The following is a 20,223-nucleotide window of genomic DNA, read 5'->3' as shown; positions in this document are numbered from 1 at the left end:
CCGCGCGGCCGCCGGCCAGCGTCTCGGCGGCGCGCCTGATCCCGTCCTGGTTGGACGAGACAATTCCCGCCGATTGCAGCATCTCGGCGGCGAGCGCAAGCGTGACGTCCTCCAGCCGGCGATCGCGGAACCGGCCGGCGAGGAAGTCGACGGCGTTGCGCACTTCCACCGCATTGCCGGCGGCCGAGGCCAGCGGCTCGTTCATGCCGGTCACCAGCGCCGAGGCCTTCAGGCCCGCGCCATTGGCGACCTCGACCAGGCTGTTTGCAAGTGCTACCGCATCGCGCGACTTCTCCATGAAGGCGCCGTTGCCGACCTTGACGTCGAGCACCAGCGAGGCCAGGCCCGCCGCAAGCTTCTTCGACAGGATCGAGGCCGTGATCAGCGGCACCGACTCGACTGTGCCGGTCACGTCGCGGATCGCGTAGAGCCGGCGGTCGGCCGGCGCCAGATCGGCGGTCTGGCCGATGATGGCGCAGCCGGTCTCGAGCACCGTCTTGCGCAAGCGCGCCACATTCGGCTGGCTGGCATAGCCGGGGATGGCGTCCATCTTGTCGAGCGTGCCGCCGGTATGGCCAAGGCCGCGTCCGGATATCATCGGCACATAGGCGCCGCAGGCGGCGACGATCGGCGCCAGCATCAGGGAGACATTGTCGCCGACGCCGCCCGTCGAATGCTTGTCGGTGACCGGGCCCGGCAGATCGGACCAGTCGAGCACATCGCCGGAATCGCGCATGGCGAGCGTCAGCGCCACCGCTTCCTCGCGGCTCATGCCTTTGAGGAACACGGCCATGGCGAAGGCGCCGATCTGGCCCTCCGAGAGCGTGCCGGCCGTTATCCCCTTGATGAAGGCCGCGATCTCGGGCGCCGAGAGCTTGTGGCCGTCGCGCTTGCGGCGGATGATTTCCTGGGGGAGCATCAGCTTTCCGACAAGCCTTCCTCGAAGACGCGCCGCAGGATCGTCGCCAGCCGCGCGCCGCCGACCGGCGCCATGTCCTTGGTTTCCTGGTGCGAGAGTTCCGCCCCGGTCATGCCCGCCGCCAGGTTGGTGATGACCGAGCAGGCGGCGACCTTGAGGCCGAGAAAGCGGGCAAGGATGACTTCCGGCACGGTCGACATGCCGACCGCGTTGGCGCCCATGACGCGCGCCATGCGGATCTCGGCCGGCGTCTCGAAACATGGCCCCGAGAACCACATGTAAACGCCTTGGTGGAGCGCGGTGCCGGTTGCCTTCGCCGCCGTCTCGATCGCCTTGCGCAGGCCGGCATCATAGGCCCCGGTGAGGCCGACGAAGCGGCGGTCGCTCGGCTCGCCGATCAGCGGATTGGAGCCGGAAAAATTGATGTGGTCGGTGATCATCATAACCGAGCCCGGTCCCATCTCGGGATCGACCGAGCCGGCGGCGTTGGTGAGGATGAGATGCGAGATGCCGATGCCGGCAAGCACCTCCAGCGCAGGGCGCATCGCGGCCGCGTTGCCGTGCTCGTAGTAATGGGCGCGGCCGGAAAGCATCAGCACCGGCGTGCCGGCGAAATGCCCGGCAACGACCTCGCCGGCATGGCCGGAAACACCGCTGCGCGGGAAGCCCGGCAGCTCGGCATAGGAAACGCGCCTTGCGTCCTCGACCTGGTCGACCAGCCCGCCGAGGCCCGAGCCCAGAACAAGCGCCGCGGTCGGGGCCAGCCCGTCCAGTTTCTCGACCAGATGATCCAGCGCTTCCTTCATTTCAAGATATCGCCCCTGAAGCCGTAAGGCAGCATGTCGCCCATGGTGACCGTCTCGACCACGCCGGTATTATCGCAGAGATAGAGCTTCGTCTCCGGCCGGCAGAATTCCGCCAGTCGCTGCCGGCAGCCGCCGCAGGGCGAGCATTTGGCCATGCGCTCGGCGATCACCGCGATCTCGGTGATCTTGCCGCCGCCGCCCATGATGTAGTGGCCGAGCGCGGTGGTCTCGGCGCACCAGCCCTCGGGATAGGACGCCACCTCGATATTGGCGCCGGTGAAGACGCGCCCGTCCTCGGTGCGCAGCGCGGCGCCGACCGGAAACTTGGAATAGGGCGCATAGGCCTTGGCCATCGCCGTCTTCGCCGCTTCGAACAGATCATGCGACATTTTCTTCTTCTCTTCCACGATCCTGTTCAAAAGCCGGTTGCCGAAGCTGCCGAACCGTTGTGCAACCCAGGCCTCAGCGTTCCTTGACGTAAGGCACGCCACCGGCGCGTGGCGGGATCGCCTTGCCGATGAAGCCGGCGAGCAGGATGACGGTCAGCACATAGGGCAGCGCCTGCATGAACTGCACCGGCACCTTTCCTATGAGGGGCAGCGGCGAGCCTTGCAGTCGGATCGCCGCCGCGTCGAGGAAGCCGAACAGCAGGCAGGCGAACATGGCGTTGACCGGCTTCCATTTGGCGAAGATCAGCGCGGCAAGCGCGATATAGCCCTTGCCCGCGGTCATGTCCTTCACGAAGCCGCCATTCTGCACCATGGAGAGATAGGCGCCGGCGACACCGGTGAGGATACCGGTGCAGATCAGCGCCCGGTAGCGCAGCCAGGCGACCGAGATGCCGGCGGTGTCGACGGCAGCCGGGTTTTCGCCCACGGCGCGCATCCTGAGGCCGAAGCGGGTGCGGAACAGCACCCACCAGGTGAACGGCACCATCGCGAAGGCGAAATAGACCAGGATCGAGTGGCCGGAGATCAGCTCGGCATAGATCGGCCCGAGGATCGGGACGTCGCGCACGGCTTCGGCGCCAGGCCAGACGATCGCCTCGAACCGCTCGCCCGGCTGCAGCGCCGGCGTGCGGCCGCCCTGCTGGAACCAGGCCTGGCCGAGGATGATGGTCGAGCCGGCGGCGACGAAATTGATGGCGACGCCGGAGACGATCTGGTTGCCGCGATGCGTGATCGAGGCGAAGCCGTGCACCATGGCGAAGGCGACCGAGATCAGGATGGCCATGCCGAGGCCGATGAGGGCGGAATGAAAGACCGATGCTGCTGCGGCGCCGGCGAAAGCGCCCACCAGCATCTTGCCTTCGAGACCGATGTCGAAGATGCCGGCCCGCTCGGAATAGAGGCCGGCGAGACAGGCAAGCAGCAGCGGCACCGACAGGCGGATGGTGGAATCCAGAACCTGGACGATCGCGTTGAAGACGTCCATCTCAGGCCCCCTTCCCGTTGACCGCCTGCATGCCGACCGATTTCGGGCTGAACGAGGCGAACAGCGCCTGGATATAGGGCCTGAACATATGCTCCAGCGCTCCGGCGAAGAGGATGACCAACCCTTGAATGATGACGATCATGTCGCGGCTGATCGCCGGCATCTCGAAGGCAAGCTCGGCGCCGCCCTGGTAGAGCATGCCGAACAGGATCGCTGCCAGCACGATGCCGACCGGATGCAGCCTGCCCATCAGCGCGACCGCGATGCCGACATAACCGGCGCCCGAGACGAAGTCGATCGCGACGTTGTGCTGGTCGCCCATCACCGGGTTGAGCGCCATCATGCCGGCCAGCGCGCCCGAGATCATCATCGCGGTGAGGATGATGCGGGTTTCCGAAATGCCGGCATAGCGCGCCGCCTTCGGGCTGTGGCCATAGGTGCGCATCTCGTAGCCGAGCTTGGTGCGCCAGATCAGCAGCCAGACCAGGAACGCCATCACCAGCGCCAGCAGGAAGCAGATGTTGAGCGGCGCCGAGCGGATCTTGGCGCCGAACAATTCGATGATCCAGTTGAGCTTCGGCAATTCCGCGCCGGCGAGGAAATTACGCGTCTGCGGCGCCTGCGATCCTGCCGGCTTCAGCGGACCGACCAGCAGATAGACCATCACCGAGGCGGCGATGAAGTTGAACATGATGGTGGTGATGACGATGTGCGAGCCGCGCTTGGCCTGCAGGTAGGCGGGGATGAAACCCCACAGCGCGCCGAATGCCGCCGCGGCGACGATCGCCATCGGAAAGATCGCCCACCATGGCAGCACGCTGTCGAAGCTCAGGCAGACGAGCGCGATGCCGAGGCCGCCGATATAGGCCTGGCCCTCGGTGCCGATGTTGAACAGGCTGCAATGCGCGGCCACCGCCACCGACAGCCCGGTGAAGATGAAGGTCGTGGCATAGAACAACGTGAAGGCGATGCCCGTGCCCTTGCCGAAAGCGCCTTCGACCAGGATGACGGCGGCGCGGAACGGATTTTCGCCGACCAGCATGACGACGAAGCCGGCGACGATGAAAGCCACCGAGAGATTGATCAGCGGGATCAGTCCGTAGTCGGCCCAGGCCGGCAGCTTTGCGTAAGGCGTGCTCATTCGGCGGCCTCCTGGTGCTCGACACCGGCCATCAGGAGACCAAGCTCGCCCTCGGTCGCGTCCGGCCCGCGTTCGCCGACGATGCGGCCGGCAAACATCACCAGGATGCGGTCAGAGAGTGAACGGATCTCGTCGAGCTCGACCGACACCACCAGCACGGCCTTGCCCTGGTCGCGCATGGCGATCAGCCGCTTGTGGATGAATTCGATGGCGCCGACATCGACGCCGCGCGTCGGCTGGCCGACGATCAGCACGCCGGGATCCTGCTCCATCTCCCTGGCCAGCACGATCTTCTGCTGGTTGCCGCCGGAGAAATTGGCCGTCTTCAGCCGGGGATTGCCGGGACGGATGTCGTATTTCTCGATCTTGTCCCTCGCATCGGCCATGATGACATCGACTTTGAGGAACGGTCCCTTCAGGTAGCGCTCGTCGTCGTGATAGCCGAGGATCGAATTCTCGTTCTCCTCGAAGGCGAGCACCAGCCCGACATGGTGGCGGTCCTCCGGCACATGGGCGAGACCGCGATCGCGCAATTCGCCGGGATCGGCCTTGCCGGTGAGGTCGACCGGCTTGCCTTCCAGCATGACCTCGCCCGAAACGGCGTGCCGGATGCCGGAGATCGCCTCGAGCAGCTCCGACTGGCCGTTGCCGGCCACGCCGGCGATGCCGACGATCTCGCCGCCGCGCACGTCGAAGGAGACGTCGTCGACCATGGTGACGCCGCGTGAATCCTTGACCGTCAGGTTCCTGACCGAGAGTTTTATCGCGCCGGCTTCCGACTGGCCCTTCTCGACCCGCAAGAGCACGCGCCGTCCGACCATCAGTTCGGCCAGTTCGCCGACCGTGGTTTCCTTGGTCACCCTGGTGGCCACCATGGTTCCCTGGCGCATGACCGAGACCGTGTCGGTGATGGCCATGATCTCGCGCAGCTTGTGGGTGATCAGCACCACCGTTTTCCCCTGCTCCTTCAATTGCTTGAGGATGCGGAACAGGTGGTCGGCCTCGGCCGGGGTCAAGACGCCCGTCGGCTCGTCGAGGATCAGGATCTCGGCGCCGCGATAGAGCGCCTTGAGGATTTCGACGCGCTGCTGCAGGCCGACGGGCAGTTCCTCGATGATGGCGTCGGGATCGACCTCGAGGCCGTATTCGCGCTCCAGCCGCTCGAGCTCGGAGCGCGCCTTGGCGATGCTGCTCTTCAGGAGCGCGTCGTTCTCGGCGCCGAGGATGACGTTCTCCAGCACCGTGAAATTGTCGACCAGCATGAAATGCTGGTGCACCATGCCGATGCCGAGCGCGATCGCGTCGTTCGAGCTGTTGATCGACACCGGCTTGCCGCCGACGCGGATCTCACCGCTGTCGGCCTGGTAGAAGCCGTAGAGGATCGACATCAGCGTCGACTTGCCGGCGCCGTTCTCGCCGACGATGCCGTGGATGGTGCCGCGCGCGACTTCCAGGTTGATGTCGCGGTTGGCGCGCACGGCGCCAAAACTCTTGTTAATGCCTATGAGCTCGATTGCGGCTTGCGCCATGCAGCCTGTCCCACTCGTTATTTTTTTATCGCTTGGTCAAAATGCCTAGCATGATGCCCCGCCCATGCCAATTGGCCGGAACGCCATTCACTCTCGACAAATCCCCGCGCGCTTGTCAATTTCGAAGGTGTCCGAGAGCTTCACATTCACAGAACCCGGGTTTTGAATGACCATGCCTGACAATCGGCTGACGACGCTGGAAATCCGTGCCGCCGAGCAGGAAAAGACGATCGAGGAGCTGTCCGGCCAGATCGCCGAGCAGTGGAAGGTGATCGAACGCATGGAACGCAAGCTTGCCGCCCTCACCGACCGGTTCCTGGCTTTGGAGGAGCAGACTGCTCCCGATACGCCGGTGACCAAGCCGCCGCACTGGTGAGCGGGGCATTAGGGTGAGCGAGCCATGGGGGAGAACGATCATGGCCAGTGAGGGCGACCGCATCGCAAGGGCCGGCAACTATGTCTTCGGCCTGATGGACGAACGGGAACGCGCCCGCGCCGAGCGCGACCTTCAGATCGATCCCGCCTTTCGCGACGCGGTGCTGCGGCTTGCCGAGCGCATGCGTGCGCTGGTCCCTGCAGGACCGCCGAATGCGGCTTCGGACGATCGCTGGAAGCTTGTGCAGCAGCGCCTTGCCGAACTGCCGCAGATGCGGCTTGCCGGATTGAACGAGAGCGAGGTGCAGCCGCCGCCCGTCGTGATCAACAGGATCGAGCGCAAGCCCTACGGCGTCGGCCTGCATTCGCTTGGCGGCCGGCTCGGCTTCGTCATCGCGCTTGCCCTGTTGGCGGCCTTCGCGCTGGGCTATCTCGCCGGCACGCTATAGCTCGCGAGCTCGCGCGCCATCAGCACCATCGGTTCGCCGTCCTGCTTGAAGGCTTCGACCGCGGTCCAGCCGAGGGTTTCGTAGAAGCGTCGCGCCTGCCAAGTGTAGAGATAGAGCCTACTCACGCCGACGGACGCCGCATGGGCCTCAACAGCCCTCAAAAGAGCCGCACCAACACCACGACCCCGGTAAAATTTGTTATCGACAAGCCCGGCGAGCCAGGGTGTCAGATCATGCGCCGGATCGTTCTCGTTGCGGACAAACAGGCAGCTGCCGATGGGCGAGCCGCCGAGGCGTGCGACGAAGGCCGCCTCGAAGCCGTCGCCGGCGATCAGTCCGCGCAGCGCAGTGATATCCTCTTCGAGCGTCCGGCCGGTACCCTCGAAGAAGGCGGCCAGACGCAGCCTTGCAACGGCCTCGACGTCACCTTCCGCCATGGCTTCGACAATCGCTTGCATGATGCTCGTCCAAAAAGAAACCGCCGGGCGAAGGCCCGGCGGTCGATAAACCTTGGTTCAACTGCCGATCAATACGGGCAATTGTTGTCCGCGGTGTAGTCGTGCACCTGGACCTTGCCGGCGATGATGTCGGCCTTGGCCTTTTCGACGGCGGCCTTCATCTCGTCCGTCACCAGAGCCTTGTTGTTGTCGTCCATGGCATAGTCGACGCCGCCTTCCTTGAGGCCGAGATTCTCGACGCCGCCCTTGAACGTGCCGTTCTTGCCGTCCATGAAGGCGTTGTAGACGGCGACGTCGACGCGCTTCAACATCGAGGTCAGCACCTTGCCGGGCTGCAGGCCGTTCTGGTTGGAATCGACGCCGATGCCGAGCTTGCCGGCATCCGCCGCAGCCTGCAGCACACCAACGCCGGTGCCGCCCGCGGCCGCATAGACCACATCGGCGCCCTGGTCGATCTGCGTCTTGGCGATCTCGCCGCCCTTGGCCGGGTCGTTCCAGGCGGCCGGCGTGTCGCCGGTCATGTTCTGGATAACGTCGGTCGCGCCAGCCGACTTGGCGCCGCCGACATAGCCGCATTCGAACTTGCGGATCAGCGGGATGTCCATGCCGCCGACGAAGCCGACCTTCTTCGACTTCGACGCCATCGCCGCCAGGATGCCGACGAGGTAGGAGCCTTCATTCTCCTTGAACACCAGCGAGCGGACATTGGGCAGGTCGACGGCATCGTCGATGATGGCGAAGTTGAGGTCGGTATATTCGGCCGCGACCTTCTTCAGCGCATCCTCCCAGGCGAAGCCGGCCATCACGATCGGGTTGCGGCCGTCCTCGGCGAAGCGGCGCAGCGCCTGCTCGCGCTGCGAGGCGTTGGAGACTTCGAATTCAACATAGGCAACGCCGGTTTCGGCCTTGAACTTCTCGGCGCCGTGATAGGCGGCCTCGTTGAAGGATTTGTCGAACTTGCCGCCGAGATCGTAGAGGATGGCCGGCTGGACATCCGCGGCGAAAGCCGGAAGAACCATTGCAGTTGCGGCCAGAAGGCCGAGAACGATACGTTTCATGTGATCCACACCCTGTCGGTTATTTTCCGTTTGCACCGCCTGCCTGCCCGGTTCTCCGGCAGGCCTGCGACGTCAGGCAGGAAGTGTTTGCCCCTCCCGCTCGCGGCCAATCTGGCACGGCCCGAAACAAAATTCACGTGGAATTTTGACCTGTTGGAAAAAGCGGCGCGGCTGCCCGTTTCGGGCGGCGCGAAACGTTTGCGTCAGTTGGTCGGGGCGAATGCGTGGCGGCGGCGCCGGTAGCCGATGGCGTAGAGCAGGAACGCCAATACAGCGAACACCGCGAACCCTGGCTGGTCGAGCACCCAGGCGATGGCGCCGTCCCAGACCAGCGGGCTGGCCTTGGCGCGCACATAGGTCTCGAAGGCCGCGCGGGTGTCGGGCGATACCGCCAGCCAGCTTGTGTTGAGCGGCGTCATGACGAGAGCCGACGCCGCGACAGAGCGCGTGGTGTCGATCACCGCCATGATGACCGAAATCGACAATGCAACCATAGCCGCCAGCCGAAAGATGAAACGCAACATCCAACGCTCTCCCCGGGATTAGCTCCCGTCTGCCCCGCAACCGACATAGAGCGTGCGCAACTGCCACGCAATCGCGACACGCGATTTTGAGGTTAGACTGTTCTTGCCGGTTTGCGCCGGTTGACCCGCCAGATGGCGAAGATTCCGCCGGCGATTGCGCCGACGATCAGGCCTGCGAGGCCGATAAAGGCGGCGAAGAACCCGCAGGCACCTTCGAAGCAGCTCATATGGGTGGCGTCGGCGATCAGCGACCCGGCGAAAAATCCGGCGCAGGCGCCGATGGCGCCGCCAAGGATGATGCCGAGCAGCGCGGCAACGAGCGAGACCAGGAGCGGCGGGCGTTCGGTCTCGGGATTGGCATAGACGGTCTCGGCGCCGGCGCCGTGCCGCAGGAGATAGATGCAGAGCAGGCCGATGCCGATCTCGGCGGTCGCGAAGCCTAGCGCTTCGGCCGAGAAGACGAAGTCTGGCACCAGAAGCGTATAGGCCTCGCGCACGATGAGCCACAGGATGATGACGACCTGCCAGATGGTGTAATGACGCGGGAAACGCGCCGACCGGTTGAAGGCAAGACCGAGCAGGTAAAGCCCCCACAGGATCGTGACGACGCTGCCGGCGAGACCGCCATAGATCAGGAAGAACACGCTTTGCGGCAGGTTGAAGTCGCCGATCAGCCGCCAGCTCGAGATCAGGCCATAGGCCGATAGACCCATGACGATGACCAGCCACGCCACCGGGATAAGGGAGAGCCCGCTGTCCGGCCGGCCCGCGGGTTCCTTGTCGATCGATGCCATGTCAGGACAGTGCCCCTCGCAAAGCCCAGGCAATTCCAGAAAAGGCGCGTGGCGGTTTTCCGTCCGGAACTGCACAGAAAACAAACATTTCAGGCAGTCGACAGGCCGCCGGGACCGAAGTCAAGCGCGGCAAGCGGCGCGACCCGGCCTGTGCACATCATTCGAACGCCGCCCTCTGGTGAAAGCGCCTTCCAGCCATCCACGGCAAAAGCCTTTGTACAGTCATTATGGCTTGGCATTCGCTTTAGGATCGACTAGATGAGCCCCGCGCCTGTTTTGGCTAGACGGCTAGAGGTGCTGGGAAAGGGTTGCCCGCCGGTTGAAGGCACCCCAAATAGTCCGTCGAGGACTTCCCGAGGGAGCTGCATCTCCCCAACCCGCGCGGCGAAACCGGCCAGCGCGAGATGCAAGGACGGAGAGGTGGCCGAGTGGTTGAAGGCGCACGCCTGGAAAGTGTGTTTACGGGAAACCGTAACGCGGGTTCGAATCCCGCTCTCTCCGCCAGCTAACTTACCTAAAAACCGTTTGTTTTCAAAAAGTTCGTTATGGCTCTTGACCACTCAAGATCGAAACATATCTCTTTCTGTGTAACAAACTGTGTAACATTAGAGTTGTCTAATGCGACGATCTGCGGCGCCAAGGCCGCACAAACGTGATGGCATCTGGTATCTCGTGCGGCGGGTTCCGAAGGAATTCGCCGCCTATGATCGGCGCGGCCTGGTGCGCATTTCCACTGGGGTCGCCGTTGCCGACGATCCGCGCGGTGTACGGGCCCGGGACGCGGTGCGCAGCCTCGGCGCCGGGCTCGAGGCGTATTGGCGCAGATTGGGCGACGGCCAGTCGGCGGAAGCGGCGCTCCGCTTCGAGGCTGCAAGGAAGCGGGCGCGATCGTTCGGGGTGGCTTATCGCACCAATGAGGAACTGGCGGCGGGCCCTCTCGACGAACTCATGGCTCGCATCAAGCTGCTTCTCGATAAGAATGCGGTTGAGGACGCAAAGGACGTTTCGGCGGTGATGGGTGGAGAGCAGCGGCCAGCACTGCGCCTGAGCGGTCTCATCAAGGAGTTCGAGGCGATCGAGCAACAGACCCTGCTGGCCATGTCGCCCAACCAGGTAAAGAAGTGGCGTAATCCGAAGAAAAGAGCGATTGCAAACTTGATTGGCGTCGTCGGGGACAAAGAGATCGCTCGCTTGACACGGGATGATGCGGTCGCTTTCCGCGAGTGGTGGCAGAAGCGCGTCGTCGGAGGCGGCCTTGATATCGCTACGGCCAACAAGGATATCGGCCACATCTCCAAGATGCTGCGTGTGGTCGACCTGACGCGTCAGCTCAAGCTGGAGCCGGTTTTCCATCAACTGCGTCTTTCCGGTGCCGTCGCGGCTCAACGCGCGGCGTTTACGGCGGAGTTCGTGCAAGGAAAGATCCTCGCCGAAGGCGCACTGGCCGGGCTCAACGATGAGGCGCGCCATCTTGTCTATCTAATTGCCGACACCGGACTCAGACTCTCTGAAGCAGCAAACCTCACAACGGAAACAATTCACCTCGATCACGACATCCCGCACGTGCAGGTGCGCCCCAATGGGCGACGCCTGAAGACTGATCATTCAGCGCGCGACATCCCCCTTGTCGGCTGCGCGCTTGAAGCGATGAAACTCCATCCGGAGGGCTTCCCGCGCTATCGTGACAAGGCAGCTTCGCTTTCGGCGCTCGTCAATAAGGTGCTCACCAACAAGAAACTCCTGCCTACATCGGAGCATAGTCTCTATAGCCTGCGGCACACATTTGAGGATCGACTAACTGCAGTTGAGGCGCCCGAGAAGGTCACCGCCTCCTTGATGGGCCACAAATGGATCCGGCCGAAATACGGCGCCGGACCATCCCTGGCGCAGAAGCACGAGTGGCTGCAAAGGATCGCGTTCGTCCCTCCTGAAAGGGGCTGATACCACGCTGCCCACCACCATTTTTACCTATGTTGTGCGGATGCAGGTCAATGACTTGAAATCTGTCGATGTCGGACAGCTTCACGTACTTTGCGATTGCGGGTTGGCGTCAATTCCGCTCTCGATGGAAGTTTCGGGCACGGGCGCGTATCGCAGCTGGGCTATCGCTTTTGCTCCCGCGGGGCCCCCATTCTGGATCAGTTCGGCTAGCACGTGCCGGGCTCGGGCTCGGATCCCAAGCCGCCGCCGCGCTTCTTCAAGCTCATGCTCGAGCCGCTCGAATGTCGGCGTGTAAGTTTCGCCATGACGAACGACCAAATAGGCCGCGACCGCCAGAAATCGTTCGAGCTCCGCCAGCGACGTTGGAGAACCGGGAAGTTCGGCGGCACGTGCCATGGTTCGGTTAGACCAAGTTTGGCGTTCGGCTATTCGGAATGTGAACCGGGTTGGCGCCGCGATTTTTCCGACGTGCCTGCAGCGGGTACACCTTCCTTTCTGGCCTTGGCGAACGCTCGGTCGCTTTCGAGGAACTCCGCCAACATGTAGGGGATCAGCTCGGCAACTGATTCCGATTCGCCATAGGTCTGCCGGTATAGGACCGCATAGTCCTTCAGCGCTTGGTTCAGCTCAGCGCTGACGCTGATAGTAATCTTCGATGGCGTACGGTCCGGAAGCTTTCCCAGTTTCAGATTCGACATGACCTACTCCTGTTCAACTCGCGTATGGCCGGAGCACGATGTCCTTGTGAACGATCACTCGCAGCGGCCAGCCGGGCCGCACGGTAATAGTGGGCTGAATGTTGAGGTTCTTTTCGGTGATGCGTTGGCCGGCTTGGCTGACGTTTTGCTGAGTGGATTGTCGGATCGCTTTGACCAAGTCGCTTTCGTTGTCCCCAAAGCTCAACTCGGTACCAACGCCCAGCAACGTCGCCAACGCGACCCCTTTGATCAGCTGCCAGGTGTGGAAATCCACCTTATCCTCCAGCCCTGTATACCCGGCAGTGTCTGTCGCGGGCAGATTGTCGATTTCGATTGACGAGCCGTCGGGCAGGAGAACGCGTTGCCAGACCAGCAGCGCGCGTTTTTGGCCAAAGGCGACGACGCTGTCATAGGTGCCGATCAGCCGTGAGCCCTGCGGAATGAGCAATATGCTGCCGGTGACCGTGTCGTGCACATTCTCGGTAACCTGCGCGACGACAAGGCCTGGCAAATCGGAATTGATGCCGGTGATCAGACTTGCGGCGATCACGCTGCCGGCCATCAGCTGATAGGGCGAAGCCGGCGTCTGCAGCGCATGTGGATTGTAGATCCCGCCTGTGCTCCGCTGGCTCATAAAATCGAGTTTGCGCTGCTGATTGTTCTGGTCGCCTTCAGCCGGCGCGACAGAGGCTGATGCGCTCGTCGCATCGGATTGGGGCGGCACCTCAAACGGCCGCTGCGCACCCTGGCCCCCGCCGGCGACATCTGTCTGTCTGGGCCGATTTTCGATGCGGAAAAGGACTTGCGATTCGCGCGCCGAAATCGCCTGCTGGGCGAGCCGCTGCTCCTCGGCAGATGCCTCCTGCCCTGGCGCGATGCCGAGCTGTCGCTGGCGTTCAAGGATGGGGCGGCCGAGGTCGCCCGGCAATGGCGGTCCAAGCACGGGAGGCTTCGGCTTGATTTCAGAATAGTCCTTGGGCAGCGTATCAAGTCCTTCGGCGGTTGGCTTGTGATCGGTATTGTACCGATCTTCAGCCAGGTCCTTGATATGCAGCGAGGGTCCCTCAAGCGCGATCATGGTGACACCAAATACGGCGCCGGATCCGATCGCAGCGATAGCGATGATCACGCCGCGCCTGAACCGCACCACGCGGCGAGGAGAAGCCCGTAACTGCAGTTGCTCGGGATCGAGTTTCGGCGGCACATCGGATCGAGAAGTATCGGTCATGAGCTCTCCCCTCACCTGCCGAAACGCGCAAAGAGTGGCATCCGCCGGGGTGGTTGGCGGCCGTCGGTCCTGGTGATGCGCACCACCTGCTGCTGCTTGGAGCCGAGGCGCAGTTCGGCAGCGGCAAAGAGCCGATCGACGATGTAGTAGTTGCCGCGCATGCGGTAATTGACGAGCTGATTGTTCCCGTCAGCACCGACGATGAAGAGCGGCGGCGCCTCGCCTTGATCGATGCGACGCGGAAACTCGATGTAGACCTTGCTGCCGTCATCGAAGGCGCGCGTTGGCCTCCAGGGCGGTGTGTCGCCGGTGATCGAATAGCGAAAGCGAATGCTCTCGAGCGCCACATTCGAAGCGGCTGGGAGACCAGCCTCAGCCTGAACGTTACGCTGACGTAGCGCGATGATCTGGTCTTCGCTGTAGGTCCAGGAGATTGCCGCCATTGCGGTCCTCTCGGTACTTTGAAGCTGCAGATGGTATGTCCGCCTTTCCGTGGTGATCACAAGATTGGTGCTAAGCCCGGGCGCGAAAGGTTTTACCAGAACATGGGTGCGCTGATTGTCACCGGTGCCGCTAGCGGTATCGCCTATGACCCAGCGGACCGTGTCGCCCGCGGACACGGCCGTTAGTTTCTCGCCCGGTTGCAGAGCGATATCGGTGACGCGCTCCGGCGCGGCATAGAGCTGATAAAGTGCACCATCGGTGAAGGGGTAGACCTGCACCGCATTGACGTAGCCGTGCTTGGTGGGCTGCTGCGTCGCCGCCTTGTTAGCGTCGGACACACGTTCTTCAGGGGAATGCTTCTCCTCGGCGACGTTGCTCGGATCAGGCTGCAACTGGCCGGGCAACGGCAGCGGCTTTGGCACCTCGACGATCTTAACCGGCTTCTCCGGCGCCTTCTCTATTGCCGCCGGCTTGAAGTCGGCAGCGTCATAGGAAATCTCAGGCGGCGGCACCGGCTTCGACGCGCAGGCGGAGAGGACGGCTGCTGACGCCGACAGGATTAGCGCGGCACGGAACGATGGGACTCTATTTGTCATTGGCTGGCTCCTTCGGGGAAACGGATGTCGACGCAGCGCTGTCGAGCTCGCGCGACCAGTCGATGGCGTTGATGAAGACGCCGAGCGGGTTGTTGCGCAGCTGGTCTGTATTGCTTGGTGGGCGGATCACGATGGTGAGGATCGCGGTCCAACGAGCCGTGCTGGCAAGGCTGCCGCGCTCAAAAACCTGCTCGGTCCATTTGACCTGGAATGAGTTGTCGGAAGCTCTGACCACGCTGGTCACCTGAACCGACACGCTGCGCATGCCGATGTGGCCGAAGGGGTCGTTTGCCTTGGCGTACTCGTTGAGGAAGAGTGCCGCCCGGTCGGTGGCAAAATCGTAGGCTGCCAGCCAGTTCTGTCGTACCAGAACCGGATCGGTGGAGACCGAACGAACATTCTGGATGAAACGACCGAGGTGCCATGCGATCTGGGCATCTGAGGGCTCGTAGTCCCGGATCGCCGGCGCAACGGCGCGCGCCTCGCCGAAGCGGTCGACCTCAACGACGTAAGGCACGACGCGGCTCTGCATCGACTGCCATACAAGTCCGCCGGAGAGTCCAGTCGCCAAAGCCAGACAGCCGAGGGCCATGAGCCGCCAGTTGCGGGCCTGTACTCGAGATGAGCCGATGCGCTCGTCCCAAAGCTGGGCGGCTTTTTGATAAGGCGTGACGGGCTCGGGGGTCTTGCCGTAACGTTGAACGGGTCGCTTGAAGAGCATTTAGTCATCCTTGTCGTTGAGAGAGGGATTGGCGCTGCCGCCCGGCCTCTCGCCATCTCTCACTGCCTGCACGGCGGCGTGACGATGCGCACGGGCGGTCTGTTCGGAACGCAATCGCCTTGCCCACCTCGGCGCGGCATTGGGGCTCGCATTCGCAGGGCTTCCAGCCATTGACGCGGTCGGCGTACCGCCCGTAGCAGTCCATGCGGCTTCCCGCCCGGCGTAGGCGCTGCGTCCGAAGCCGCCAGCGGGAGATCGTGCTGCTCGGATCGCGGCACCGCCGGCGGCACCTGCCATGCCCTGCACGCCAGCTGCGACGCCGGACAGGCCGGAGTCAGGCGAGGTTGCCCGTCCCAACTGCCACGCCATGGAAGCAGCCGATCCCATGGTTGTGCCGGCACGGACTGCAGCGAGACCGCCGCCGGTTGCCATGCGCGCACCGGCAAACGCAGTGCCTCCGGCAACGAGAGATGCGCCGGCTGCGGCCGCAGTGGTGCCCAATGCGGCGCCAGCGCCAAGCTGCGGCGCGCCGGACACAAGGCCGGAGGCGATGCCAGGCCCGAAGATGCCAAGCCCAAGCAGTGCCAGCGCGCCGAGCACCTGTGACATAGCAGCGGCCAGATCCGGCTCCTTGCCTTGAAGCGCGGAAGCGAACTCACCGAAGAGCGTGGAGCCGATGCCGACAATGACGGCGAGCACCATAACCTTGATGCCCGACGAGATGACGTTGCCGAGCACGCGCTCGGCCAAGAACGCCGACCGATTCCAGAGCGCGAAGGGAACCAAGGTAAAGCCTGCCAGCGTGGTGAGCTTGAACTCCAGGATGGTGATGAAGAGCTGGATCGAGAGAATGAAGAAGGCGATGATGACCAGGAACCAGGCCACGAGCAGGACGAAGATGGTGAGCGCATTGCCGAAGATTTCGGGGAAGCCCAAGAGCTGGCTTGCCTGATCGAGCAGCGGCCAGGCGCCCTCGAAACCGGTGGCGGCGATGCGGCCTGGATGCAGGAGATTGTCGGCCGACAAATTGCCGGAGGAAGCGTTGATGCCGAGGCCGGCAAAGGACCGATAGATGATATCGGCGAGGTTCTTGAAATTGTTCAGGATGAAGGCGAAGACGCCGACATAGAGGACTTTGCGGATGAGCCGGCCGAAAATGTTGGGCTCGCCCCCAAGCGCCCAGGCCAGGCCAGCAAGTGTAATGTCGATGCCGATCAGGGTGGTGGTGAGGAAGGCGACGTCGCCGGAGAGCAGACCGAACCCGCTATCGATATAGCGGATGAAGGTCTCCATGAAGCGATCGATTACCCCAAGGTCGTTCATGCCGCCGCCTTCCTCGTCGTGAAGAGCTGATGATCAATTGCCGGAATAGGCCGTGCCGGTGCCCAGGAAGCGTTTCGTCGTCTGGCGAGCAGCTTCCTCGGACTGCGCCTTGCGCGCCGCATCCTCGGCCTCGGCCCGAAACTGCGTCGCGAGCAGCGTCTGGATCTGCATCTGCTGCTTGGTCGAAAGCGCGATAAGCTGATTGGTGGCCTGGCTTGCCTCAAGCGCACCGGCCGCACCTTGGCTGCGATTAACGAGATCGGCGAGCAGGTCACCGTCGCCGCGGACGCTCTCAACGATCTGCGACTGGACCCCCATGGTCTGGCGGAACGCCTGCATGGCGCTCTGCCAACGCCCGCGCGCGGCGCTCGCCACGTCGCTGACCTTGATCGTGGTGTCGTAGCTTTCCGGATACTGCTGGCGCCACTGGTCTTGAAGCTTATCGAGATCGAAGCTCAGGCCACTCGCCTGGTTCATTAGACCATCGATCCGTTGGAGCGCACCGGTGAGCTGACCCACAGAAGAGAAATCCAGGCTCTGAAGGTTGCGCGCCATGTTCTGCAACATAGTCGCCTGGTTCTGAAGTGACTGGATCTGGTTGTTGATCTGCTCCAATGCGCGTGCCGCCGAGAGCACGTTCTGCGTATAGTTGGATGGATCAAACACGATAAGCGCATAAGCCGGCTGAATGTAGTCGGCCATCGGTTTGGCGATCAGGGAAACTGTAACCAGGCTCGTGAAAAGGCGGCGTCCTATCATGACGTTTGCTCCATGTTTGGTTGAGGGAATTGCTGGAGAAACGCGGCGGCCCAATCGAGGCCACGCGCGCTCAGGAATTGGGAGGCAAAGCTGCCCTGCCCCTGCTCGGACAGGATCGTATCGATCAGGGTCTGCGTGGCCGGATCGGAGGTGCCGCAGAACGCGAGGGTAATAGGGCCGAGGCCGAGTTCGAAGAGACGGTTGCCGCGACGCGACTGCAGGTAGTATTGCCGCTTTGGCGTGGCGCGGGCGATCACTTCGATCTGGCGCTCGTTCAGGCCGAACCGCTCGTAGGCCGCCCTCGCTTGCGGTTCCACGGCACGATCATTGGGAAGGAAAATGCGCTGTGGGCAGCTCTCGATGATTGCAGGCGCGATTGTTGAGTCAGCTATGTCGGTGAGCGACTGCGTGGCGAAGATGACCGACACATTTTTCTTGCGCAGCACCTTCAGCCATTCGCGGATGCGGGCGGCGAAGAGCGGGTTGTCGAGATAGACCCACGCCTCATCGAGCATCAGCAGCGTCGGCCGCCCGTCGAACCGCTCTTCGAGGCGATGGAACAGATAGGTCAGCACCGGCAGGACGGCGCCTTGGCTGTGCATCAGCTGCTCGGTCTCGAAACACTGCACATCGGACAAGGCCAGCCGATCGTCATCCGCGTCGAGCAACCGGCCGAACGGGCCCTCGAGCGTGTAGGGCATCAATGCGGCCTTCAGCGCATTGGACTGAAGCAGGACCGAAAGGCCGGTCAGCGTGCGTTCCTGCGCCGGCGCGGTGGAAAGGCTGCTCAGTGCCGACCAGATTGCCTCCTTCACCTCAGGGGTGACGGTGACGTTCTCATGGGCGATGAGGCCGGCGATCCATTCGGCCGCCCAACTGCGGGTAGCCTGGTCGTTGATGTTGCGCAGCGGCTGGAAGGAAAGCGAACCGTCCGCGCCGAGCGCGTGGTGCTCTCCACCCATGGCGAGTGTTGCCGCGCGGGCTGAATTGCCCTTGTCGAAGACATAGACCTGCGAGCCGGCGTAGCGTCGGAACTGAAGAGCGAACAGCGCAAGCAGCACCGACTTGCCGGCGCCGGTCGGTCCAACGATCAGCATGTGGCCGACATCGTCGACATGGGTGGAAAGCCGAAACGGTGTCGACCCGCTGGTTTCGGCGAAGAGAAGCGGAGGGGCCCCTTGCAGCGAGACCTTGGCGAGATGCTCGTTCTCCGACGGGCCGGCCCACGCCGACGACAGCGGCATCAGATGGGCAAGGTTGAGCGTGTGAATTAGCGGCTGGCGAACGTTGGCATAGACATTGCCTGGCAGCGACCCGAGCCACGCCTCGACCGCGTTGACGCTTTCACGGATCGTGGTGAAGCCGAGCCCATTGATGACGCGCTCGACCGCGCGAAGTTTCTCCGCGGCGGCTTGGCGATCCTCGTCCCTTACCGTCACCGCTGTAGTGAGATAGCCGAAGCCGACATGATCGCCGCCCAATGCCTGAAGAGCTTCATCGGCGTCGAGCGCCTTGTTGTCGGCGTCGCTGTCGACGAGCGGAACGGGTTCGTTGCTTACAACCTCGCGCAGGATGGCGACGACCGATTTGCGCTTGGCAAACCACTGCCGGCGCAACCGGGTCAGCGTCTTCGTGGCCTCGGTCTTGTCGAGCGGGATGAAGCGCGTCATCCAGCGATAGGCGAAATCCTGATGGTTGAGTGCGTCGAGGATTCCGGGCCGCGTGACATTCGGGCAGCCGAGGATGGTGAGTGTGCGAAGATGCTGTTCGCCCAGCATCGGCTCCAAGCCACCGGTAAGCGGAGCATCGACCAGGACGCCGTCCAGATACATTGGCGTTTCAGGCACGGCGACCGGATGGTGGCGGGTCGAGATTGTGCCGTGCAGGTAGGTCAGCGTCTCGGCATCATCGAGGGCGCGCACTTCGGGCATGAAATCCGACAGGAGATCCAGCACACGGTCGGTCTCATCGCGAAACCGCGCCATCTCCTGGCGCCAGTCTCTTTCGCCTTCCGAATGGTGTGAGTCGACGAGCGCGCTTTCCGCCCGGGCCTGGGCGTCCGGTGGCGGCATGAACAGCAAGGTCAGATGGTAGTGGCTTTCGAAATGCGCGACCTTGCCCTCGAAGGCCGCTCGTCGTTCTTCGTCGACGAGCCATGACGCCGCGTCGGGAAAATGCGAGAGCGGATAGCCCAGCGCTTCGCCACGCTCGGCCTCGAAGAACAACGCCCAGCCGGAGCCAAGGCGTCTGAGCGCATTATTCGCCCGCGCACAGATGCCAATGAGTTCGGCTTCGGTCGCACTTTCGAGATCGGGGCCGCGGAATCGCAACGTCCGTTGGAAGCTGCCGTCCTTGTTGAGCACGATGCCGGGCGCGACCAATGCGGTCCAGGGCAGATGATCGGCAAGCCGGTCGGTTTTGCCGCGGTATTCTGAAAGGTTCAGCATGCTAGCCATCCCTTCAGGCGAAGGTGACGGACAAGCACGGCGGCGAAGTCAGGATCGCGTCTTGCGGCAAAGACGGCCAGCGTGTGGCCGGCGATCCAAAGCACGAGTCCGGCAATCCACTGCTGCAAGCCAAGCCCGATTGCCGCGGCCACCGTGCCGTTGAGGATCGCCACCGCTCGTGGCGCGCCCCCCAGCAGGATCGGCTCGGTTAGTGCCCGGTGAACCGGAACCTCGAAGCCCTCGATATGCTGCTCGCCCGCGACCATCAGACGAGCGCCCCGCCACCGAAGGAGAAGAAGGAGAGGAAGAAGCTCGATGCCGCGAAGGCGATCGACAGGCCGAATACGATCTGGATAAGCCGGCGGAAACCGCCTGCCGTGTCGCCGAACGCGAGCGTCAGGCCGGTGGTGATGATGATGATCACCGCGACGATCTTGGCGACCGGTCCCTGCACCGATTCCAGGATCTGCTGCAGCGGCTGTTCCCACGGCATGCCGGAGCCCGCTGCGTAAGCTGGGGCCGTAATAAGAAACGCCAACGCGGTGGACGAAAGAAAGCGAAGCTTCTTGCGCATGAAGT

22 protein-coding genes and 1 tRNA gene are annotated in these 20,223 nt (G+C 63.2%); 4 read left to right on the top strand and 19 right to left on the bottom strand.

The annotated features are described in order from the left end of the window. The 6 genes from DH10_RS18155 to DH10_RS18130 all read right to left on the bottom strand — a co-directional run. Nucleotides 1-919, bottom strand: a 919-nt coding sequence (locus DH10_RS18155) for a thymidine phosphorylase (protein ID WP_192385161.1), incomplete at its 3' end; no start/stop codon positions are given. Then, nucleotides 919-1,725, bottom strand: a complete 807-nt coding sequence (locus tag DH10_RS18150; protein ID WP_192255533.1) for a purine-nucleoside phosphorylase — start codon at nt 1,723-1,725, stop codon at nt 919-921. The genes DH10_RS18155 and DH10_RS18150, both read right to left, overlap by 1 nt. Further along, nucleotides 1,722-2,114 (bottom strand): cytidine deaminase, encoded by a 393-nt coding sequence (gene cdd, locus DH10_RS18145; protein ID WP_192255535.1) that lies wholly within the window; start codon nt 2,112-2,114, stop codon nt 1,722-1,724. Before cdd ends, DH10_RS18150 begins: the two co-directional genes overlap by 4 nt. A gap of 73 nt (nt 2,115-2,187) precedes the next feature. Further along, on the bottom strand, nt 2,188-3,159 hold the full coding sequence (locus DH10_RS18140; protein WP_192255537.1) for an ABC transporter permease: 972 nt from the start codon (nt 3,157-3,159) through the stop codon (nt 2,188-2,190). A gap of 1 nt (nt 3,160) precedes the next feature. Continuing rightward, entirely contained in the window at nt 3,161-4,300 is a 1,140-nt protein-coding gene (locus DH10_RS18135) for an ABC transporter permease (protein ID WP_192255539.1), read from the bottom strand. Beyond that, entirely contained in the window at nt 4,297-5,829 is a 1,533-nt protein-coding gene (locus DH10_RS18130; RefSeq protein WP_192255541.1) for an ABC transporter ATP-binding protein, read from the bottom strand. Before DH10_RS18130 ends, DH10_RS18135 begins: the two co-directional genes overlap by 4 nt. Before the next feature lie 166 nt (nt 5,830-5,995). Here DH10_RS18130 and DH10_RS18125 point away from each other — a divergent pair, with 166 nt between their 5' ends. Continuing rightward, entirely contained in the window at nt 5,996-6,205 is a 210-nt protein-coding gene (locus tag DH10_RS18125) for a SlyX family protein (protein WP_192255543.1), read from the top strand. Nucleotides 6,206-6,245: 40 nt separating this feature from the next. After that, entirely contained in the window at nt 6,246-6,653 is a 408-nt protein-coding gene (locus tag DH10_RS18120) for a hypothetical protein (RefSeq protein ID WP_192255545.1), read from the top strand. Here DH10_RS18120 and DH10_RS18115 read toward each other — a convergent pair. The 4 genes from DH10_RS18115 to DH10_RS18100 form a co-directional block, all read right to left on the bottom strand. Beyond that, nucleotides 6,632-7,111 (bottom strand): GNAT family N-acetyltransferase, encoded by a 480-nt coding sequence (locus tag DH10_RS18115; protein WP_192385160.1) that lies wholly within the window; start codon nt 7,109-7,111, stop codon nt 6,632-6,634. The genes DH10_RS18120 and DH10_RS18115 overlap by 22 nt on opposite strands. Nucleotides 7,112-7,179: 68 nt before the next feature. Further along, nucleotides 7,180-8,169 carry a BMP family lipoprotein gene (locus tag DH10_RS18110; RefSeq protein ID WP_192255548.1) on the bottom strand — a complete coding sequence of 330 codons (990 nt, stop codon included), beginning with the start codon at nt 8,167-8,169 and terminating at the stop codon, nt 7,180-7,182. 203 nt (nt 8,170-8,372) lie between these two features. Continuing rightward, the gene (locus DH10_RS18105; RefSeq protein ID WP_192255550.1) at nt 8,373-8,693 is read right to left on the bottom strand and encodes a hypothetical protein; all 321 of its coding nucleotides are present in this window, start codon (nt 8,691-8,693) and stop codon (nt 8,373-8,375) included. A 92-nt stretch (nt 8,694-8,785) separates the two neighbouring features. Next, nucleotides 8,786-9,487, bottom strand: coding sequence for a hypothetical protein (locus DH10_RS18100; RefSeq protein WP_192255552.1), 702 nt, complete (start codon nt 9,485-9,487; stop codon nt 8,786-8,788). A 414-nt stretch (nt 9,488-9,901) separates the two neighbouring features. Between DH10_RS18100 and DH10_RS18095 the strand changes: the two genes are divergently transcribed. Together DH10_RS18095 and DH10_RS18090 are read left to right on the top strand one after the other, a co-directional pair. Beyond that, nucleotides 9,902-9,991, top strand: a tRNA-Ser gene (locus DH10_RS18095). Between the two features lie 114 nt (nt 9,992-10,105). Continuing rightward, the gene (locus DH10_RS18090; RefSeq protein ID WP_192385159.1) at nt 10,106-11,428 is read left to right on the top strand and encodes a site-specific integrase; all 1,323 of its coding nucleotides are present in this window, start codon (nt 10,106-10,108) and stop codon (nt 11,426-11,428) included. Nucleotides 11,429-11,853: 425 nt separating this feature from the next. On the opposite strand, the gene DH10_RS18085 is transcribed toward DH10_RS18090, so the two are convergent. The 9 genes from DH10_RS18085 to DH10_RS18045 are packed head-to-tail and all read right to left on the bottom strand — an operon-like array spanning nt 11,854 to nt 20,218. Beyond that, entirely contained in the window at nt 11,854-12,126 is a 273-nt protein-coding gene (locus tag DH10_RS18085; RefSeq protein ID WP_192385158.1) for a DUF2274 domain-containing protein, read from the bottom strand. Between the two features lie 13 nt (nt 12,127-12,139). Further along, on the bottom strand, nt 12,140-13,354 hold the full coding sequence (locus DH10_RS18080; protein ID WP_192385157.1) for a TraB/TrbI/VirB10 family type IV secretion system protein: 1,215 nt from the start codon (nt 13,352-13,354) through the stop codon (nt 12,140-12,142). 11 nt (nt 13,355-13,365) lie between these two features. After that, entirely contained in the window at nt 13,366-14,394 is a 1,029-nt protein-coding gene (trbG, locus tag DH10_RS18075) for a P-type conjugative transfer protein TrbG (protein WP_192385156.1), read from the bottom strand. Next, entirely contained in the window at nt 14,384-15,115 is a 732-nt protein-coding gene (gene trbF / locus DH10_RS18070) for a conjugal transfer protein TrbF (protein WP_192385155.1), read from the bottom strand. The genes trbG and trbF overlap by 11 nt, the downstream gene beginning before the upstream one ends. Continuing rightward, a complete protein-coding gene (gene trbL, locus DH10_RS18065; protein WP_192385154.1) occupies nt 15,116-16,438 on the bottom strand; it encodes a P-type conjugative transfer protein TrbL in 1,323 nt (440 codons plus the stop codon). Between the two features lie 33 nt (nt 16,439-16,471). Beyond that, nucleotides 16,472-17,197, bottom strand: a complete 726-nt coding sequence (gene trbJ / locus DH10_RS18060; protein WP_192385153.1) for a P-type conjugative transfer protein TrbJ — start codon at nt 17,195-17,197, stop codon at nt 16,472-16,474. Further along, a complete protein-coding gene (trbE, locus tag DH10_RS18055) occupies nt 17,194-19,644 on the bottom strand; it encodes a conjugal transfer protein TrbE (RefSeq protein ID WP_192385152.1) in 2,451 nt (816 codons plus the stop codon). The genes trbJ and trbE overlap by 4 nt, the downstream gene beginning before the upstream one ends. Continuing rightward, nucleotides 19,638-19,910 (bottom strand): VirB3 family type IV secretion system protein, encoded by a 273-nt coding sequence (locus DH10_RS18050; protein ID WP_192385151.1) that lies wholly within the window; start codon nt 19,908-19,910, stop codon nt 19,638-19,640. The genes trbE and DH10_RS18050 overlap by 7 nt, the downstream gene beginning before the upstream one ends. Next, nucleotides 19,910-20,218: a TrbC/VirB2 family type IV secretion system protein gene (locus DH10_RS18045; protein ID WP_192385150.1), complete on the bottom strand. Its 309-nt coding sequence runs from the start codon at nt 20,216-20,218 to the stop codon at nt 19,910-19,912. The genes DH10_RS18050 and DH10_RS18045 overlap by 1 nt, the downstream gene beginning before the upstream one ends. Between the last annotated feature and the right edge of the window lie 5 nt (nt 20,219-20,223).

The sequence above is a fragment of the Mesorhizobium silamurunense genome, assembly GCF_014843825.1.
GTDB lineage: Bacteria > Pseudomonadota > Alphaproteobacteria > Rhizobiales > Rhizobiaceae > Mesorhizobium > Mesorhizobium silamurunense.
This window is presented reverse-complemented; position numbering and strand designations above follow the sequence as displayed.

Excerpts from the sequence above, each read along its gene's own strand:
- DH10_RS18150 (WP_192255533.1), bottom strand. The coding sequence starts at position 1,725 with ATGAAGGAAGCGCTGGATCATCTGGTCGAGAAACTGGACGGGCTGGCC.
- cdd (WP_192255535.1), bottom strand. The coding sequence starts at position 2,114 with ATGTCGCATGATCTGTTCGAAGCGGCGAAGACGGCGATGGCCAAGGCC.
- DH10_RS18140 (WP_192255537.1), bottom strand. The coding sequence starts at position 3,159 with ATGGACGTCTTCAACGCGATCGTCCAGGTTCTGGATTCCACCATCCGC.
- DH10_RS18135 (WP_192255539.1), bottom strand. The coding sequence starts at position 4,300 with ATGAGCACGCCTTACGCAAAGCTGCCGGCCTGGGCCGACTACGGACTG.
- DH10_RS18130 (WP_192255541.1), bottom strand. The coding sequence starts at position 5,829 with ATGGCGCAAGCCGCAATCGAGCTCATAGGCATTAACAAGAGTTTTGGC.
- DH10_RS18125 (WP_192255543.1), top strand. The coding sequence starts at position 5,996 with ATGACCATGCCTGACAATCGGCTGACGACGCTGGAAATCCGTGCCGCC.
- DH10_RS18120 (WP_192255545.1), top strand. The coding sequence starts at position 6,246 with ATGGCCAGTGAGGGCGACCGCATCGCAAGGGCCGGCAACTATGTCTTC.
- DH10_RS18115 (WP_192385160.1), bottom strand. The coding sequence starts at position 7,111 with ATGCAAGCGATTGTCGAAGCCATGGCGGAAGGTGACGTCGAGGCCGTT.
- DH10_RS18110 (WP_192255548.1), bottom strand. The coding sequence starts at position 8,169 with ATGAAACGTATCGTTCTCGGCCTTCTGGCCGCAACTGCAATGGTTCTT.
- DH10_RS18105 (WP_192255550.1), bottom strand. The coding sequence starts at position 8,693 with ATGTTGCGTTTCATCTTTCGGCTGGCGGCTATGGTTGCATTGTCGATT.
- DH10_RS18100 (WP_192255552.1), bottom strand. The coding sequence starts at position 9,487 with ATGGCATCGATCGACAAGGAACCCGCGGGCCGGCCGGACAGCGGGCTC.
- DH10_RS18090 (WP_192385159.1), top strand. The coding sequence starts at position 10,106 with ATGCGACGATCTGCGGCGCCAAGGCCGCACAAACGTGATGGCATCTGG.
- DH10_RS18085 (WP_192385158.1), bottom strand. The coding sequence starts at position 12,126 with ATGTCGAATCTGAAACTGGGAAAGCTTCCGGACCGTACGCCATCGAAG.
- DH10_RS18080 (WP_192385157.1), bottom strand. The coding sequence starts at position 13,354 with ATGACCGATACTTCTCGATCCGATGTGCCGCCGAAACTCGATCCCGAG.
- trbG (WP_192385156.1), bottom strand. The coding sequence starts at position 14,394 with ATGACAAATAGAGTCCCATCGTTCCGTGCCGCGCTAATCCTGTCGGCG.
- trbF (WP_192385155.1), bottom strand. The coding sequence starts at position 15,115 with ATGCTCTTCAAGCGACCCGTTCAACGTTACGGCAAGACCCCCGAGCCC.
- trbL (WP_192385154.1), bottom strand. The coding sequence starts at position 16,438 with ATGAACGACCTTGGGGTAATCGATCGCTTCATGGAGACCTTCATCCGC.
- trbJ (WP_192385153.1), bottom strand. The coding sequence starts at position 17,197 with ATGATAGGACGCCGCCTTTTCACGAGCCTGGTTACAGTTTCCCTGATC.
- trbE (WP_192385152.1), bottom strand. The coding sequence starts at position 19,644 with ATGCTGAACCTTTCAGAATACCGCGGCAAAACCGACCGGCTTGCCGAT.
- DH10_RS18050 (WP_192385151.1), bottom strand. The coding sequence starts at position 19,910 with ATGGTCGCGGGCGAGCAGCATATCGAGGGCTTCGAGGTTCCGGTTCAC.
- DH10_RS18045 (WP_192385150.1), bottom strand. The coding sequence starts at position 20,218 with ATGCGCAAGAAGCTTCGCTTTCTTTCGTCCACCGCGTTGGCGTTTCTT.